Source organism: Peribacillus asahii (assembly GCF_003570725.1).
GTDB classification, from domain to species: domain Bacteria; phylum Bacillota; class Bacilli; order Bacillales; family DSM-1321; genus Peribacillus; species Peribacillus asahii.
On the sequence record NZ_QWVS01000048.1, the window covers coordinates 1 to 17,332 of the forward strand.

Sequence of the window (17,332 nt, forward strand, 5' to 3'; positions counted from 1 at the left end):
AGGAATGTGCTTATAACAGAACTTGTCGCACCTACCCGTTAGTTCAAGAAGATGTTACTTAAATTCTTTTTATAGTTCACTAACTCAATTTTATTATCTGCTTTTCCTTCTCTATCATTAATCCCTACTTTTATTTTTATGGAATCATAATGATAGCTATCTGTTGTAGGTTCTTCAAAAACTTGAATTAAAAAATCAATTTCATACCAAGTTTCCAATTTTTTAGTATTACATTTGACACTTTTAACTTTGATAATATCCCAATTTTTTTCTGTTTCATTATAATTATTTTTTACAAAATTATCTATTCTAGGAGAAAGTAATGTAAACAAAACATCTTGAGTAGTTACATATGGTTGCGGGAATTTTTCCAGAAAATTTTGTTCAGCGAAAACAAGGTGACCATTGAGATATACACTTATAAATAAACTAATGAAAATTACTCCGACTTTTTTCATCTTCAAGCCCCTTTGATATTATTTCAAAGGATATTTTCCTCAAAACCTTATTAAACTATTCTCCCGTTACCTCAATAAGAAAAAGCGATCCTGCGCTATTGAAGCATGGCTAACGGATTATAGACGTAAAAAGTGAAACCAACAAAGTTATAAAACCTATAAATAAAAGGAGAGCCATTATGACTTTCCCCTATTTAAATTCTCTAGTCTATACTACATCTCCGTATGCAAAACCTCCACCCCTATACTCGCCTTTTTCATAGTTATAAAATATAGTTACTGAGGCACCTTCTGATGGATTGTCTTTATAATATCCTTCTATATCAATACTTCCTCCACCAATGGCAGATGTAAACTCATACTCACCATTTGGAATGAACTCTTTATCTTCCATCTCTTTAGCATAAGCTTATAGCTTCCTCAGTTGCTTTTTTCACAACAACATCCTTATCTTCTCCATTACATGCAGTCAACATAAATGAGGCACACAATATTAACACCAACTTCCGTATTTTCAAAACAACTTTCCCCTTTTTGGAAAATTTTATAAAATAATAGTATACTACAATATTTAAGAGGTGTTCAAGTGACTATAAAGGACTACACATATTACTACATGAGTGACAGGTCATATAAAGAGGTGAAGAAGTCAATAAGTGTTCCATATAAAGGTGGTAATGAGAATTGGGATGTAAAATTGATAAACCATCTCGTAAAGGAACTGGATTTGATGCTACTGTATTTAAAAAAGATAATGATATTGTAATAGCCTATCGTGGAACTGAGGGAGACGATATAGCAGGAAGAGGATTTAAGGATTTAGTCGCAGATATTAGATATATTGTTCAAAAAGACAAGGAAAGAATCGACCTGTTCCCTAATCAATTTAAAGATAGTGTTAAATTAGTACAGGAAGTAAAGAAGAAATATCCAAAGTCAAACATTACTCTTACTGGTCACTCACTCGGGGGTGCATTGGCAGGATACGCAGGAGCAATGGAGAATCTTGAAGCTGTCACATACAGCGCACCTCCAGTTGTAGACATTCTACCTCAAGATGTTAAGGATAAAGTGGTTAAAGGCGAATTTGACAACAAGATAGTCAACTATGTCCACCCTCAAGATTCTGTTGGTGCAGGATGGTTCGGAGAGCATGAGAGACATGTTGGTTCTACAGATTACGTTGGTTCTAGATTTGACGTAGAAAATGCAGATGATTATGATAAGCCAGTATCTAGATTAGTAGTAAGCCCGATTACGAACAATAAAAAGAATGGTTAAGAATCAATGGTCCAAGTATGCCTTATTTTTTCTATTTAAAAACTAAGGGCCTTTCCGAATTGGAAGGCTCTTTACTCACTGTTACATCGTAAGCCCGTAATCAAACAACGCATATAAATAGAGCAGCACCTCCGGTACTATAAACGTATCACTTAAAGGAGGTGCTTTCGTATGCCGCAACAAAAACTTACCATCGTTCCCGTTAAATTACATACCGAAAACGAAAATCCTTCCACATCAAAAACAGCAGTGGTCTCCTCTAATCCTACTTGCACGATCAAAGCCGGCAACACTGAGATTTCCTTCTTTAACGGCGTAGATGAGCACATCATCCAAACAGTCATGAGGGAGTTGAAAGATTGGTGAAACACGATTATACAAGTGTGAAAAATATTTATATCATTTGCGGTAAAACAGACATGAGAAAAGGAATTGATGGCTTGGCAACACTGATTCAAGATTCTTTCGAACTTGACCCTTATGGCGATTCCATTTTTTTATTTTCAGGATGGAGTAAAGACCGCTATAAATGTTTATATTTTGATGGTGATGGCTTCGCCATGCTTTATAAGCGTTTGGATAATGGCAAACTTCAATGGCCAAAAGATGAAAATGAAGTACGCAATCTTTCACAACAGGAGCTCCGCTGGCTCCTTGAAGGGTTATCTATTCAGCAGCCAAAAGCTATTCAATCATCGTCAAAAGGCGCGTTCTAAATTCGTTCAAGTCGTTATTTTCACCTTTCTTTCACTGTTCGAACTGATTATAATAGAAAGAACGAAACCAAACGACGAACGAAAAGTGGTGAATGATGTGGCGAACGTTTCTTCTAAAAATGAAAATCAATCTGAGAAATTAATTCGATTGCTTGAAGAGCAATTAACTCATACGAATCAACAAAATAAAGAGTTATCGAAAAAGTTGGATCAATCATTGAAACAGATTGAATCGTTAACGCAACAACTTCAACACTTAACCAAGCTCTTATACGGCTCTAAAACAGAAAAAACCAAATACAATACGCCCGATGGGCAAGTGTCATTATTTGATGATGACCCGTCTTTTAGCGAATCTGAGCACACAGAAGAACAAAGCCAACAGACGATTTCTTATACTGTTGTACGAAACATTCATAAGAAAAAACGAAATGATTCATTGCGTGATGATGTGGAGGTAGAGGCTATTCATCATCACCCAGAAAATATAATATGTGACTGTTGTCAACATCAAATGGTTGAGATGGGTGGCACGCTTGTCCGTGAAGAGGCCAAATTTATTCCTGCCAAGATGATGAAAGTGCAACATATTGAACATGCTTATGAATGTAAAAACTGTAAAGGTGATGCATTCCAAAAAGCGCACATTAAACGTGGAAAAGTACCACAGCCTCCTATTCACCGTAGCATCGCAAGTCCTAGCGTACTTGCCAAAGTGATGTATGATAAATTTTTACAATACTTACCCCTTTACCGTCAGGTAAAGGAATGGGAACGTTTTGGCCTAAATACAAATGATAAGAACCTTTCGAATTGGGTTATTCGTGCATCACATGATTAGCTATGGCCTATTTACCAACAAATGAAGCGTTTGATGATGGCTAAATCAATTTTACATGTCGATGAAACGTATGCACAAATTATCAACCAATCCGATGGAAAATCGGGTCAATCCAATGCGTATAATTGGGTGTATCGAAGTGTGCCCAGTCAAGGTCCAACGATTGTCCTGTTTCAAAGTTCATTATCACGTGCTCGGTCTGTTCTTGAAAGCTTCATTGAAGATTATTCTGGAACGATTGTTTGCGATGGCTATTCCGCCTATGACAACATTGAAAAAGTGACCTTCGCAAATTGTTGGGCACATGTTCGTCGTTATTGGATGAAAGCAAACAGCAAGAATGGGCAAATGGGTGTGAAATATTGTGATGATTTATATCGATTAGAAAGACAATTCAAGCACCTGTCTCCGAGTAAGCGAAGAAAAAAACGGAAAAAACACTCGAAACCAATCGTTGAAAAGTTTTTAGACTGGGTTGAAACATCACCATTCTTCGGGAAAAATGCGCTCGTAAAAGCAGCTGAATACACGCTCAATCGAGCGAATGGACTAAAAGCATTCTTGAAGGATGGCCGTATCGAAATAGATAATAATCCAGCCGAAAATGCCATTCGTCCAAATGTGATTGGTCGAAAAAACTGGCTCTTTTCCGTAAGTGAAGCTGGCGCAAAAGCAAACGCCATCTGTTTAAGTATCGCAGAGACGGCAAAAGCGAATGGAGTGGATGTCTATCAGTATCTTGTAAAGTTACTGACGGATATACCAAATCTAGATATGCATCGAAACCCGGAAATTTTAAATCAATATATGCCTTGGTCAAAACATATCCAAGCAACATGTGGAAAATAATCTAGCCGTATATCTGATAAAAAAATTAAAGATATACGGCTATTTGTGATGCGTACCGAAAAGGTACGCTTAATTTTTATAATTCGGGCTTACGTTACATCATTAATTATTGTTTTAATTCGAGTAGTGAACAGCACTCCACGTGTGCAGAGTGTATGTGGCAACACATGGGTTGGTGGGTTTAATTATTTAGGCTCGATTCCAATATCAATGGAACCGAGCCTTTTTTATTAATCTTCAATTATTGCATTTTAAATTTAATTCTTTTTTATTAAAAGCAACAAACTATACGAAAAGCGTCTATTTAAAAAGCATGTTCACTGCAAGGGATGACTACAATTTTACAATCTGGAGTACTCATTTTACTTAAGTTTGTATTATGATGCTCAATGATTTGTTTAGCAGGGAAAACATCGTCTACTGTCGTATGACCATCTGCTATAAGAGTGACTTGATAGCCTAGTGACAACGCTCTCCGACAAGTTGTATCTACGCAGTATTCAGTCCGGACCCCAACCACTGTAATATCAGTAATTTCCCGTTTCTGCAATTCTTCATCTAAGTTTGTTTCGTAAAATGAATCAGCAGCGTACTTCTGTATAATAACATCTTCTTCTCGAGGTGTTATACCAGGTGCAAATTGCCAAAATGGTGAACCTTTTTTTAGCATTTCATTTTCTGGATCTTCATATTGAATATAAAAGATGCTGACACCTTTAGCTTCAGCTTTAGAAATCATTTGCTGAATAACTTTGAATACTTCCTCTTTCTTATAAGTGTTCCAAATTGGCCCCAATTGCATATCAATAACAAGTAATGCAGATTTTTTCTCCCTCATAATCATTCCCCCTTAAGAAAAATAATTAATTCAGAACGGCTTTTCAGTTCTAATTTATCAAGTATACGAGATACATAATTTTTTACTGTGCCTTCTGTCAAAAATAATGCGGTGCTAATGGCTTTATTGCTTTTTCCTTGCATGATTTGTTCAACGACTTCAATTTCTCTTGGTGTCAGCAGCTTTGATAAATCTTTCTTTTTCATGGCAGAGGGAGAAGAATATTCCGAAACGTTCTGAAGGACATTGATTAGCTTACTTGTCACTTGTGAATGAAGCATAAGTGTACCCTCATACGCTGCTTTGATAGATTGAATAATCTCTTTTAAAATAAAACCATCGGCACCATTCTTCAGTCCATTGAAAATATACTCATCTTCATTAAATGTAGTTAAAATAATGACTTTTACATTTGGATATTGAGCCTTAATCACCTTCGTTGCCTCAATGCCATTCATAATTGGCATTCTTATGTCCATTAATATAACATCCGGAACTTTAATTGAAAGCAGGCTAAGGACTTCCTCACCATTTGCAGCCTCACCGATGACCCGAATTTCTTCATTTAAACTTAATAGCATTTTTAATCCATCTCTTACAATTACTTGATCATCAACAATAATAATATCAATCATTTTCATCACTCCACGCTAGTTTCAAATGGAATCTCCGCTTCTACAGCAAAACCATTACCCTTGGACGATACGAACTGGATTTTTCCGTTTAGTGAATGAATTCGATCTTCCATTCCTCGCAGACCGTGGGATTTTTTAATATCAGCACACCCTTCACCATTGTCTTTGACTTTCACGAGCAGCTTATTGTCATGTACAGAAATATCTATATGAAAGTCTCGTGCATGTCCATGCTTTATACCATTGGTTATGGCCTCCCTCACCGTTTCATATATCCCCTTTTGAACATCTTGGCTAGTATTCTCGGCAGTGTTCATCAAAGAATAATCCAAATCTCACTCCACCAGTCATTTGCAGACTTTCGATTAAATCATTAAGTGAGTCTCGCAGTTTAATCCTTTTCCAGGCCTGATCATCTTTTAACACATCAACTGCCTTGCGAAGGTCTGTAATGGAAGCCTGCGAAATTCCGAGAGCTTTCCCTAACACTTCTTTTGACTTCTTTGGGTTCGTGTCGATCATATTCTCGGCAAATTCCAGATGCATTTTCAAAGCAATCAATGCATGGCCAATGGAATCATGGAGTTCCTGGGCAATTCTCGTCCTTTCTTTTACAATGGTAATTTCCTTTAATTTGATATTAGCCTCCATTAATTCAGCATTAAGCAGATTTCCCTTTTCTTTCTCCCGGCTGCTGCTTCGAAACAGATAGATTAGCAGCAGCATGGCAAGGTACGGGAACAATGCCTGCTGAACTCCCTCCTTAAGGACAAACATAACCGTTACGAATACGAAAACATGGAAGATAAGCAGTCCGATTTGAATCCAAGGGCGATAGAGGAAAATCTCTACAATTGGAAAAACAAAATAAAAGTTAAGCGGCAGGCTATCGAATTGAATCAAATATAGACCCGTTCCAACGATACTTGCCACCATAGATATATAATAAAGCATACGATTACTTTCAAATAATTGATAACGATTTCTGAAATGGTCATTCATATGAAGAAGGATGATTCCGAAAATGAAAGCAGCCTTCAACAGAATGGCTAATTGGGGGCGTAAAATGATATCAATGGAAGTCGTTACAATCAGGATAATTCTAAAAATCATAATGAGTATGGGCGGCTTATGTATAGTCAATCAAATCACATCCAGCGTTTTTAATAGCATTATACTATTCTGCTAATAAACAGAATAGATACCCAAAGTAATCGAAAAATGATAACTAAAGTCATATGCATCTGATAACTTTAGTTTCTTTTAACGATACCGATAAAACCTTACCATGTAACCATTAGGATTTCACAAAAGGAGTGACCCTTAATGGTTCGAAAAAATAACGGATTATCTTACGCATTAACAGTTCTTATACTCACATGGAGCATCACAGCCGCTCTATTTATTCAGCCCAGTATTGGCCTAAAAGTATTTCCAATGATTATGTTTATTCCAGCATCTATCGCTATTATCTTTAATATTCTCGGTGGGAAGGAATTCAATGGCTTTAAAAAGAAAATGAATGCAAAAGCATTGCTGTTCGGCATTTTATATCCCTTTGTCTTCATTCTACTTTGCGCTGCCATTACACAAATATTAGGGATTGGTACTTTGAATGCTGACAAATTGCCGGATTCTAAAATGCTTTTCACAATATTGATCACAATTCTTCTCAATCTCTTTACTGTTCTAGGAGAGGAATATGGCTGGAGAGGTTATCTGCTTCCTAAGTTTACGGAGCAATGGGGGAAAACAAAAGCTACTGTCATTCTCGGAATCATTTGGGCATTATACCATGTTCCCGCCGTTTTTTTCCTAGCCAGTACAACTGGAATAAGGAATCCAATGTTACTTTGCTTGATACAGGCAGGATGTGTGTTTGCAATTTCCTTCCCATTTTCCTACTGCTATTATTTATCGGAGAACATCATCCCGGTCTTATTCCTCCATTCTGTCTGGAATGTCATCAATACAAATGTTCTAGGTAATATTTATACGAACAAACACGGAATGATGAATGGAAATATCGTTTTATTTAACGGTGAGGGAGTGTTGGGTTTCGTTTTAGGGGGACTTTTCATCTACTGGTTTGTTCACCAATTCAAGAAAGATCGCTTTCAGGTTAAGACTAGTATTGATGTTTGAAGAAACTAATATTAATGAATCTAGCATAAATGTGAACGTCTCGGTCATGCAAATGTCGGCATTACGTTAGATATCTACTTTCATACTGATTTAGACATACAAATAGAAACGGTGAGCAAATTAGAGAAAATGCTAGGTTAAAAGTGAAAGAATTCTATTTATAAATCAAATTCGATTGGCAATAATTCTAATTACACCTTAAGTGATTGGCTAAATTTCTAAACATTTGATATGTTATTACTAAATTTATCGAAAAGGGAGTTGGAATATTTGATCAAAAGAGAATATTACTTAATTGCTGCCATCTCTGTGATTGCTTTAGTTGCTCTTGCCAAAAGAAATGTTATCGTAATCATCAACAAAGGCACGATAAACTCAGAATTACAACACCCTCACAAATTTAAAAACTAATAGATATTCTTGTTATTTACTCGTTGTAGTTACTTACTACAACTTTTTTCTTGTGCATTTTTTCCAGAAGCGATTTTATTTGGACAATACAGTAATTACCTTTTCTTTATATATTCAGTAATACATTTTGTACATATGTTCTTACCATTTGTTAAAGTTCCTTTTCCTATTTTGCACCACTTTAACCATTGTTTACAATCAATGTAGTAAAAATCAAAACCTCTTCTTTCTCAAATATTTTATTTTCGGTACTTTATTGTTGTTAATAGGCAATCTCCTTGATACTGTTTTACCTTTAACTTGATAATGAAAATAAGTAGCCATACTTCCACTCCCTTTGCATCACAAGTTTAGTGTCAAATACGCATTATTCGTTTTTCTTCTTCAAGTAAACTCCTTAATTAGTTCAACAACAAAAAAAGACCGTCACAGCAATCTTCATCTTTAACGATTGCCCCCGTTACTTCAAGAAGTAAAAAAGCAATTTTATCTTTTACTTTTTATATTTGATTATCATATATGTACAAATTGCCATTACACTTATTCGTTGAGTTTCATCTAAAATTATAAGATTGTAATTATCAAAATTATATTTTTATAATGGTAATTATCTCTTAATTTAATATGTCCATTATTTAAGGGGAAAGGTAGAAAAACCATTAATCAAATGTATCATTATGTTCAAAACATTATTGCCATCCTTTGCAAACGTCAACCCATGAAGAATAATTTGAATATTTCTCAAGTTCTTCAATCGTCAATTCAATTGCACTATTGCTGCTTCCGCAAGCTGGGAATACAGTTTCGAATCGTTTTAAGGACTCATCAAGATAAACTGCAACACCATCATGAATACCAAAAGGACAAACACCACCAACTGCATGTCCTATCAAATCAATGACCTGATCAGCTGTAAGCATTTTTGCCTTTACTGAAAATTGTGCCTTGTATTTTGCATTGTCAATCTTAGTATCACCTGCCGCTACAACTAAAATAGGTTTCTCATCTACCATAAAGGACAAAGTTTTAGCTATTCTTCCAGGTTCACACCCTACTGCCTCTGCAGCCAATTCAACCGTTGCACTAGAAACATCAAATTCAAGGATTTGATCCGCCATGTCCCACTTCTCAAAATAGTCTCTTACTTTTTCAATTGCCATGATGATTCCTCCATGAAATATAAATCTTTAAGTACATTATACATCATTCAAGATATTTTACCTTTATGCAACGTTACGGCACTAGGGAATAGGATCTTTTCTACAGACTAGATTTAGTACTTTTCTAAAAATCGATAATAATCTGACCACTCCAATGACTAAAGCCACGGGGTTCTTTCTCACTCTCATCCCATCCCTAAAGGGGGTGTGACTCACACCGTAATGGGCTTTCTCGTTCGGAAAATCGGTAAAAAGAGCTGTACCTCGTTAAACTTATGAGATTATTTACAGCACAAAGACGGTCCAATCTATCACCGTTCTCTTACAAAATACATAGTATACAGAAGGTGGACAAGTCAGCCATCATAATTCCATAGAAGGTGGGATATAATTGGGGCAGAGTAGAAAGAGACAACAACAACGACTAGTTAAGCAAGCAGGGGATCTCGGCCAAGAACTGGTACAAGTCATTGAAGAGTTAGCAAGGAGAGGCGTAGACAGCCAAGTCCTTCTCCACTTCGCAATCGGGTTAATCCTAGAAATCCTTCGTGCCATTGAAGAAGAGAGTAACGAGTCTTAATCGTAACCATGAAGCTCTATGATTTTTTATAGTTTTTTGAACAAGCCCTCGCTGATTAAGCTAGGGCTTACTTTGCGCTATTTCAACTCTTTTCACAAAAAAGAAGCCGCATAACTATTGAGCTTTGACACTCAAGAGTCATAAAACAAGACTGTCAATAAACAGTCCTGTTCTTGAATTAAAGCACTTCGTTCTTGAAGAATGTATGATTTATACATATGATGAAGGATGGCGATACCCCCACAAATAAGTAGAACCTTTCGAAAATTTAAGTGTATAAGTCAGTTAATGTATTACTGTTTTCACAAGGCTTATGTTCAATCCTGGCTTTAAAATTTACTTATGAAAGGTTGAGTATTTAAATTGACTGTTTTGTTTGGTACTGTCGAATATTTTGAACAAGAGGTGCTACGTTATTTATCGGTTAATCAAATGGGAAGATGGACAAAGGAAGATGAAATCTCACTAGTATACTCAAAATTAGAAGATGAAATTTTATACGACTTTATATGTCATGAAAAACTTCGAATAGAATACTTGAAAAATCTTACATTTGCGTGTAATAAATTAAAGATAGACAACTATCAATATGTATAAGAGACATAAGACAATTCTTTTTAAAGATTGACTGTAAAAAGTCAGTCTTTTTCATTTCCACAACAAAAAGGCGCAATTCTTGGAATGAATTGCGCCTTCCTTAGCTATAGGGACATATTGTTTAACAACACTTAGGTATCTAGGTTAAAGTTTGGAAGAGAATAACACTTACAGGAAAAGAGGGCAATAACGCTCTATTTTCTGTAGATGAATGAATAATCTCTTAAGTTGCTTTATGAATGTTTTTAAGGTCCGCATGAATTGGCAAACAAATTTCTATCTCTGTTCCCTGACCCAACTGACTGAAATAGCGAATCGTTGCGTGGTGGTCCGCCAAAATTTTATAACTGACAGTTAACCCCAGTCCTGTTCCTTTTTCTTTCATCGAATAAAAAGGTTCTCCAAGATGTTTGATTCTTTCTTCATCGATTCCACATCCATCATCTTTTATCATAACTTTTACGAAATCATCTTTGGTTTTACTTAGTTTAATTTCGATCTTTTTCGCTTCAGCTTCAATAGAATTTTTAATCATATTAAGGAATACCTGTTTTAAACTGTTGGGTTCACAATCTATTTCTGGAATAGGGTCCAACGCTTTGATAAACATATCTATACCATTCAGGTTGGATTGAGGTGTTAATAAAGTGATAACGGACTGCATGACTTCTTCAATATTCCCTTTGACTAACTGTGATTTTGTTGGTTTGGCCAGTACTAGAAGTTCACCAACAATTTGATTGATTCGATCAACTTCCTCTAATATCACCTGATAATAAGTGGAATGGATCTGGTCGCCGGAATGTAATAATTGGATAAGTCCTCGTATAGACGTTAATGGATTTCGAATTTCATGTGCAATACCAGCGGCCAACTCGCCTATAACTGATAGTTTTTCTGCCTTGAGTAACATTTTTTCCGTTTCTTTTATTTTAGTAACATCTCGACCATATATAAAAGTACCCATAACCTTTCCGTTGATGCTCATAGGAAATAATGTTGTATGAACATCAAGGATGGTTCCATCCTTCTTTTTTATCTGAATATCATTCCTAGTCGTTAAACCTTTACGAGTTTGTTCAATTCCGTTATCAATTATTCTATGATATTCCTCTAGTATTAGATTAGAAGGTTCTTTATTGATTAAATCAGATTGGCTATACCCAGTAATGGTCTCAAATTGGGGATTTGATTCAATAAAATGACCTTTTTTATCTAAAATATATAGATAGTCAGGAGTATTGTCAGCTAGAGATTTGTATTTCTGTTGGCTTTCCATATACTCTCTATCAATTACTCTTTGAAAAATGATGTAAGCTATGATAGAAGAAAGGAAAATAACTAGTAAGCTGACCAATGTAATCACTTGTTTTACTTTGAAGAGGATATTTTGTATATATTGTAAGGAAAAATCAACCCCTATAAATCCATAGACTTCACCTGTTTTGTTGTCTTTTATTGGGGTGAAACCAGAAATAATGGGACCCCATATTTCATCAGAGATGATTTCACTGTACATAGGAGCTTCATTATTGTATGTTTTTATTTTTAACTTGGACATTTTTTCTTTTACACCTAATACCTGACCTTTTCCGTCTAAAATATAAACAATTTCATCATCAGATACTCGTTTTTCTGTATAAATATACTTAGCGCCTGTTTGTTTAATTAACTTATTAAAAAGCTTTTGCATTTTATCATAGTAAACCTTATTATAGGTCCCTTCTTTGTATTCCTTAGTATCATATAATTTTTTGTATGAATCTAAATCCTGTTCAATAAATTCTGCAATCGTCATCGAGGTATTAGCCGCATTTTTTCCAATTTCATTGATAACTACATCTTTAATGTAGCCATAAAGTGAGAAAGCTGAGATGGTTACGGCAATGGTTATCACTACAACTAATAGTATTATCAAAGTATACCTTTTTTTAACATGCGTGTTCAAACGAATCACAACCTTCTTGTGGATATATCATTTTTGTTTAGTGGGAGTTTCTAATTTTTATCTTATTTTCATTGATTCAAAACCATAATTATTCGTTAATATTTATATAATAGTATAAAAGTACAATCGAACAATAGAGCTTTTATAAAAAAGGCTCTCAACTGAGGCAGATATCTCAATTGTTATAATTCCACAATCAGGCCAGATTATTGAACAATCCCTTTAAAGAAAACTAGGGATATTCATGTTAAAATAGATGAAAATTGCTAAGGAGTGTAGATTAGACAATAAAAATTTGGAGGTGTGATGTGGGATACTCTGATTTTGTAGTAATACTGTTAGTTTATAGTGGACTCATTACATTTTTTTAGTCCCTTTTCAGAGCGGAATGCAAAATAACGTTTAAAAAGTGTGCAATTTATCTCTTAAAGTCACAAATGTATAGTATACTTTTTTAACTTTGTTCAACAAAAGGGTCTACCTTACTGAAAACTAGAAATAAAGAGCAGCAACCTCTTAAAGAGCTGTACGAACCTTGGGTATTACAGGGGATAGTCTCCACACTCTTGGGTTACATTAATCTTTGAAGAAAGTAATTAACAATCAATGGAAGGAAAAGATAATGGAGAAAGGCAAAATTTCATCTCTACAGATGGCCATCATGATGTTTCCTACAATTGTGGCTACTGCTATTCTTGGGGTTCCAAGCATTACGGCGCAATATACCAAAAATGATTTATGGCTGTCACACATTTTGGCGTCTCTTATCGGATATGTGACGGTGTATATTGCTTATAAACTGCAAATATTGTATCCAAAACAAACGGTTATCCAATTCAGTGAACACATCATGGGTCGGTACGCAGGAAAAATTATTAGTATTCTATTCTTGCTTTTTATATCCAGGGCGCAGGACTTATCATAAGACAGTACGCAGAATTTGTTGTTAACGCTTTTCTAGTCACTACTCCGATTAGCGTGATCATGATGGTATCGATGGCATTCCTCTGTGCCTTAGTGGTACACGGAGGTTTAGAAGTATTGGGGAGGGTTGCTCAATTATTTTCACCTGTTTTTATAGTTCCACTCCTCTTCCTGATTATTGTGGCTAAATCTTTCGGACTATCGCCCCATTGTATGGCCTTTAGGAATCCTGATTGTAGCATTCAGTTTTTGGTCAATTCCTAGTGAAATGGGATTGCAACATTTTCTTGTCGGGACCTTCCCTCCATTCGCACTATTGATACAAACGATTATCCCTTTGTTTTTGTTCGTGATTGCTGTTGTTAGGAAAAGAAAACGTAAAAGGACCCAAATTACCTGAACTGTTGCATAGATATCCAAATTTCTTTAATGACTGGTGATGCTTCGTCCATCAATAGCTGGTTCCGTCAAACTGTTGCTTCTTTATGCATCGCAATCTATAGCACCATTTTTCCAGTCGTTCAGCCTTTTACTCGGTTAGCTTTGATTATCAACATTCAGTTAGTCTAGCGACAAATGATACCTTTTTAGATGCAAGTTATTTTATTGCCTTATCTATTCCTATAGCACTTTGGTTACGATATATTTTCATTAAAAATAATCATGTCAAAGAAAGCCACCCACTAAGGAATAATATTTATAGGACGTAACCAATTACGTAGATAGAAGCTATTATATGAAGGAATAAAACAAACTGATTTAAAAACAATTTGAGCTAGTTTGTTCTGTTTGCTATTGGACCAAAAGCAAACACAATCAACGAGTCGTGAGAAAAAGCTACACAAAGAAGATAGTAGCAATCTGCTAAGAAGGGAAATAACCATGCTCAATCGATATAGAAACGAGGTAAGAAAATCTAGCATAACTAGCTTGCTACCAAGCACACAAAAGCTAACCCGCTAGAAATCGGATTAGCTTTTGTGAATTGTTTTTAGGTTAATTCTCTATTTGCGATAACACTTCTTTAAAAGTATTGATAACCGTATCGACCTCTTCATAGCTAATCGTTAACGATGGTTCAATACGGATTGTTTTAGAATTGATGAGCGTTCCAGCCACAAGAACTCCTCTATCAAACATACCTTTCGAAACTTCATAACCGATTTCATCCTTGTGGAACTCAATTCCAATCATTAAACCTTGGCCACGGATTTCAAGAACTTTATCCTTATGGTCCTTAGCAACCTCTCTCAAACCTTTCAAGAAATATTCTCCTACTTCTAATGCTCTCTCAGGTAATTTCTCTTCAAGTAATACACTGATGGTGGCAATTGCCGCTGCACACGCTAAAGGATTACCTCCAAAAGTAGTCGTATGCATAAACGGATTAGGGAACCAGCTTTCAAATACCTTTTCTTTTGCAACAATTGCTCCAGCAGGCATTACACCACCACCGAATGCTTTAGCAAGACATAAAATATCGGGTACTACATCAAACAATTCGGCCGCAAACATTTTACCCGTACGTCCCATCCCTGTTTGAACCTCATCAAAAATTAATAATGCACCAAATTCATCACAAAGCTCTCTTACCTGTTTTAAGTAATTTGGCGGTGGTAAGATAATGCCACCTTCACCTTGAATTGGCTCTAGAATAACAGCAGCTACATCTTCTCCAACTAAGGCACATGTTTCAAACGTCTTTCTCATCATATCGATATCTCCAAAAGGCACGTGGCGGAATCCAGGTATTAAAGGCAGGAATGGTTTACGGAACATGCCTTTTGCCGTACCTGATAGAGAACCTAAACTTTTCCCATGAAAAGCACGCGCTGTAGCGATGAAAGTTGTACGATCACTGTACATTTTGGCAAGCTTTAAAGCTGCTTCCACACTTTCTGTTCCACTATTTGTAAAAAAAGCATATTTCAAATCACCCGGTGTGATATCTGCTAATATCTTGGCAAGCATGGCGCGTAAAGGATCTAATAAATCTTGACTGTGCAATGCCTGGCGTTTTAATTGGTCAGTAACCGCTTTTACAACCTTCGGATGACGGTGACCAACATTGTAAATTCCAAATCCACCAAGACAATCTATATATTCATTACCGTTGATATCTTTAAAACAAGCGCCCCCATCAGACCATTCAACAGCAGCAAATTGGCCATCCTTTGTTACTGTTTTACGATAAGAAAGAAACCCTGGATTTACGTGATCTCTAAATCCATCTAACGTTTCTTTCGTAATCCAGTTTGCCTCTTCCTCAGTCACGACTTCTTTTTCTACTAAGCTTAAAACCTTATTAATATACTCATTGATTCTTTGATTCTCTTTTTGTTTTAACTCACTATTTAAACTGATACTCATATTCATCACTCCTATATAATTTTAGTTTTCAAACCAGCCAATTGGCTCTACCTGTAAATTAATGTTAATTTGTTTAATTTCTTGAAATTCATCAAATCCAAATGTTCCCAAGCTCCGTCCGATACCACTTTGTTTGTAACCACCCCATGGAGCTTCATTGTACGTAGGATGATAAGCATTAATCCAAGTAATTCCAGATTTAATCTTTCGAATGACCCGTAAAGCTTTTGCTCCATCGTTAGTAAAAACAGCTCCTGCTAGCCCGTAGACGGTATCATTAGCAAGATGAATTGCTTCTTTTTCCGTGCTGAATTTTTGGATGACAACTACTGGTCCGAATATCTCCTCTTGAACAATTCTCATATCCGCTTTGACATCAACAAAGACAGTTGGCTCCACAAAATATCCATTTTCTAAACCATTCGAGACAATCTGGTTTCCACCACAGGCAATACGGGCACCTTCCTGTTTTCCAATTTCAATGTAGCTCAATACTTTTTGCAAATGCTCCTTGCTGACAAGAGGACCCATTTCAGAATTCGGATCATTGCCTGGCCCGACCCTGATGTTCTTGGCCCGCTCTACAAAGCGATCTACAAACTTATCGTAAATACTTTCCTCTACAAGAATTCTGGAACCTGCCGAACATACTTGCCCTGCACCAGAATAGATGCCAAATAGAGCGTAATCGACAGCCGTTTCAAAATCTGCATCAGCAAATATGATATTAGGTGATTTACCACCAAGCTCTAATGAGACCTTTTTCATACTGTCCGCTGCTGTTTTCATGATATGTTTCCCCGTTTTGGTTCCCCCCGTAAAAGAAATCATATCTACTTGGGGATTCTCCGCAATTTCATTTCCTACTACAGGTCCAGCTCCCATCACCATATTCGCTACGCCTTTAGGCAGTTGAACCTCCTCAAAAATTTCAAATAGTTTTTTAGGCGTAATCGGAGTAACCTCAGATGGTTTAAAAACAATTGTATTTCCTGCTGCTAACGCTGGAGCAATCTTCCATACACTCATTAAAAGAGGATAGTTCCATGGGACAATAAGACCGCAAACGCCCACTGGTTCACGTACCACCATGGCCTGCATCGGATCGGCCACATGATACGTTTGGCCATCAGGTTTCGTAATTAGACCTGCATAGTAGCGAAAACACGCTGCTGCATCCGCGACATCGTAACCCGCCTCACGCAGAGTTTTACCATTATCCAAAGTTTCAAGACTAGTTAATTCCTCTTGATACTCCTCAATCTTGTCTGCAATTTTAAATAAATAAGCAGCTCTTTCTGCAGCAGGCAAATCTGACCAAATACCATCGTCAAATGCCTTACGTGCTGCATCAATCGCTTCCCTGGCATCACCAATGTTTCCTTCAGGTGCAAAGGTAATAATTTCTCCAGTAGCAGGATTATAAACAGGACGCCTTTCCTCGTTTTGAGATTTTCTCCATTCGCCATTAATGTACATGCTTAAATCAATAGCTTTCACCTTCAAATCAACCATATATGAACATCCTCCTTTAAAGTTCTTATTTATCTATATTGCAAGAAGCGTGCCAACTAATAGA

15 protein-coding genes and 2 pseudogenes are annotated in these 17,332 nt (G+C 36.2%); 7 read left to right on the forward strand and 10 right to left on the reverse strand.

The window, feature by feature from the left end; translation table 11 throughout:
* Nucleotides 1-38 precede the first annotated feature (38 nt).
* Both D1953_RS18100 and D1953_RS18105 read right to left on the reverse strand, forming a co-directional pair.
* The gene (locus D1953_RS18100; protein WP_119118559.1) at nt 39-458 is read right to left on the reverse strand and encodes a DUF3888 domain-containing protein; all 420 of its coding nucleotides are present in this window, start codon (nt 456-458) and stop codon (nt 39-41) included.
* Between the two features lie 208 nt (nt 459-666).
* Nucleotides 667-852 carry a hypothetical protein gene (locus D1953_RS18105; RefSeq protein ID WP_119118560.1) on the reverse strand — a complete coding sequence of 62 codons (186 nt, stop codon included), beginning with the start codon at nt 850-852 and terminating at the stop codon, nt 667-669.
* Between the two features lie 290 nt (nt 853-1,142).
* On the opposite strand from D1953_RS18105, the gene D1953_RS18110 reads away from it, so the two are divergent.
* From D1953_RS18110 to tnpC, 4 genes and pseudogenes are all read left to right on the forward strand, one after another.
* Nucleotides 1,143-1,739: a Tle-like phospholipase domain-containing protein gene (locus D1953_RS18110; protein ID WP_119118561.1), complete on the forward strand. Its 597-nt coding sequence runs from the start codon at nt 1,143-1,145 to the stop codon at nt 1,737-1,739.
* 171 nt (nt 1,740-1,910) lie between these two features.
* On the forward strand, nt 1,911-2,105 hold the full coding sequence (locus tag D1953_RS18115) for a hypothetical protein (RefSeq protein ID WP_119118562.1): 195 nt from the start codon (nt 1,911-1,913) through the stop codon (nt 2,103-2,105).
* Nucleotides 2,102-2,455, forward strand: a complete 354-nt coding sequence (gene tnpB, locus D1953_RS18120) for an IS66 family insertion sequence element accessory protein TnpB (RefSeq protein ID WP_245980249.1) — start codon at nt 2,102-2,104, stop codon at nt 2,453-2,455. The genes D1953_RS18115 and tnpB overlap by 4 nt, the downstream gene beginning before the upstream one ends.
* Before the next feature lie 97 nt (nt 2,456-2,552).
* Nucleotides 2,553-4,145, forward strand: a pseudogene (tnpC, locus tag D1953_RS22240) (IS66 family transposase).
* Between the two features lie 304 nt (nt 4,146-4,449).
* Here tnpC and D1953_RS18130 read toward each other — a convergent pair.
* The 4 genes from D1953_RS18130 to D1953_RS18145 are packed head-to-tail and all read right to left on the reverse strand — an operon-like array spanning nt 4,450 to nt 6,761.
* Nucleotides 4,450-4,983, reverse strand: a complete 534-nt coding sequence (locus D1953_RS18130; RefSeq protein WP_182480673.1) for a cysteine hydrolase family protein — start codon at nt 4,981-4,983, stop codon at nt 4,450-4,452.
* 2 nt (nt 4,984-4,985) lie between these two features.
* Nucleotides 4,986-5,615, reverse strand: a complete 630-nt coding sequence (locus D1953_RS18135) for a response regulator (RefSeq protein ID WP_182480675.1) — start codon at nt 5,613-5,615, stop codon at nt 4,986-4,988.
* A gap of 8 nt (nt 5,616-5,623) precedes the next feature.
* Nucleotides 5,624-5,935 (reverse strand): sensor histidine kinase, encoded by a 312-nt coding sequence (locus D1953_RS18140; RefSeq protein WP_142920461.1) that lies wholly within the window; start codon nt 5,933-5,935, stop codon nt 5,624-5,626.
* Entirely contained in the window at nt 5,913-6,761 is an 849-nt protein-coding gene (locus tag D1953_RS18145) for a sensor histidine kinase (protein ID WP_119118567.1), read from the reverse strand. Before D1953_RS18145 ends, D1953_RS18140 begins: the two co-directional genes overlap by 23 nt.
* A 183-nt stretch (nt 6,762-6,944) precedes the next feature.
* Here D1953_RS18145 and D1953_RS18150 point away from each other — a divergent pair, with 183 nt between their 5' ends.
* Nucleotides 6,945-7,763 carry a CPBP family intramembrane glutamic endopeptidase gene (locus D1953_RS18150; RefSeq protein ID WP_119118568.1) on the forward strand — a complete coding sequence of 273 codons (819 nt, stop codon included), beginning with the start codon at nt 6,945-6,947 and terminating at the stop codon, nt 7,761-7,763.
* A 1,100-nt stretch (nt 7,764-8,863) separates the two neighbouring features.
* On the opposite strand, the gene D1953_RS18155 is transcribed toward D1953_RS18150, so the two are convergent.
* Nucleotides 8,864-9,334: a YbaK/EbsC family protein gene (locus tag D1953_RS18155; protein ID WP_119118569.1), complete on the reverse strand. Its 471-nt coding sequence runs from the start codon at nt 9,332-9,334 to the stop codon at nt 8,864-8,866.
* Between the two features lie 391 nt (nt 9,335-9,725).
* Between D1953_RS18155 and D1953_RS18160 the strand changes: the two genes are divergently transcribed.
* Entirely contained in the window at nt 9,726-9,914 is a 189-nt protein-coding gene (locus tag D1953_RS18160; RefSeq protein ID WP_119118570.1) for a hypothetical protein, read from the forward strand.
* An 820-nt stretch (nt 9,915-10,734) separates the two neighbouring features.
* Here D1953_RS18160 and D1953_RS18170 read toward each other — a convergent pair.
* On the reverse strand, nt 10,735-12,459 hold the full coding sequence (locus D1953_RS18170; RefSeq protein WP_119118572.1) for an ATP-binding protein: 1,725 nt from the start codon (nt 12,457-12,459) through the stop codon (nt 10,735-10,737).
* Nucleotides 12,460-13,123: 664 nt separating this feature from the next.
* Here D1953_RS18170 and D1953_RS18175 point away from each other — a divergent pair.
* A pseudogene (locus tag D1953_RS18175) lies at nt 13,124-13,647 on the forward strand (GerAB/ArcD/ProY family transporter).
* Between the two features lie 732 nt (nt 13,648-14,379).
* Here the strand turns inward: D1953_RS18175 and D1953_RS18180 are convergent.
* Nucleotides 14,380-15,753, reverse strand: a complete 1,374-nt coding sequence (locus D1953_RS18180) for a putrescine aminotransferase (RefSeq protein WP_119118573.1) — start codon at nt 15,751-15,753, stop codon at nt 14,380-14,382.
* Nucleotides 15,754-15,774: 21 nt separating this feature from the next.
* The gene (locus tag D1953_RS18185; RefSeq protein WP_119118574.1) at nt 15,775-17,268 is read right to left on the reverse strand and encodes an aldehyde dehydrogenase family protein; all 1,494 of its coding nucleotides are present in this window, start codon (nt 17,266-17,268) and stop codon (nt 15,775-15,777) included.
* Nucleotides 17,269-17,332 lie beyond the last annotated feature (64 nt).

Bases quoted from the DNA above. Each gene is read 5' to 3' on its own strand.
- D1953_RS18100 (WP_119118559.1), bottom strand. From the start codon at position 458: ATGAAAAAAGTCGGAGTAATTTTCATTAGTTTATTTATAAGTGTATAT.
- D1953_RS18105 (WP_119118560.1), bottom strand. From the start codon at position 852: ATGGAAGATAAAGAGTTCATTCCAAATGGTGAGTATGAGTTTACATCT.
- D1953_RS18115 (WP_119118562.1), top strand. From the start codon at position 1,911: ATGCCGCAACAAAAACTTACCATCGTTCCCGTTAAATTACATACCGAA.
- D1953_RS18130 (WP_182480673.1), bottom strand. From the start codon at position 4,983: ATGAGGGAGAAAAAATCTGCATTACTTGTTATTGATATGCAATTGGGG.
- D1953_RS18140 (WP_142920461.1), bottom strand. From the start codon at position 5,935: ATGAACACTGCCGAGAATACTAGCCAAGATGTTCAAAAGGGGATATAT.
- D1953_RS18150 (WP_119118568.1), top strand. From the start codon at position 6,945: ATGGTTCGAAAAAATAACGGATTATCTTACGCATTAACAGTTCTTATA.
- D1953_RS18155 (WP_119118569.1), bottom strand. From the start codon at position 9,334: ATGGCAATTGAAAAAGTAAGAGACTATTTTGAGAAGTGGGACATGGCG.
- D1953_RS18180 (WP_119118573.1), bottom strand. From the start codon at position 15,753: ATGAGTATCAGTTTAAATAGTGAGTTAAAACAAAAAGAGAATCAAAGA.
- D1953_RS18185 (WP_119118574.1), bottom strand. From the start codon at position 17,268: ATGGTTGATTTGAAGGTGAAAGCTATTGATTTAAGCATGTACATTAAT.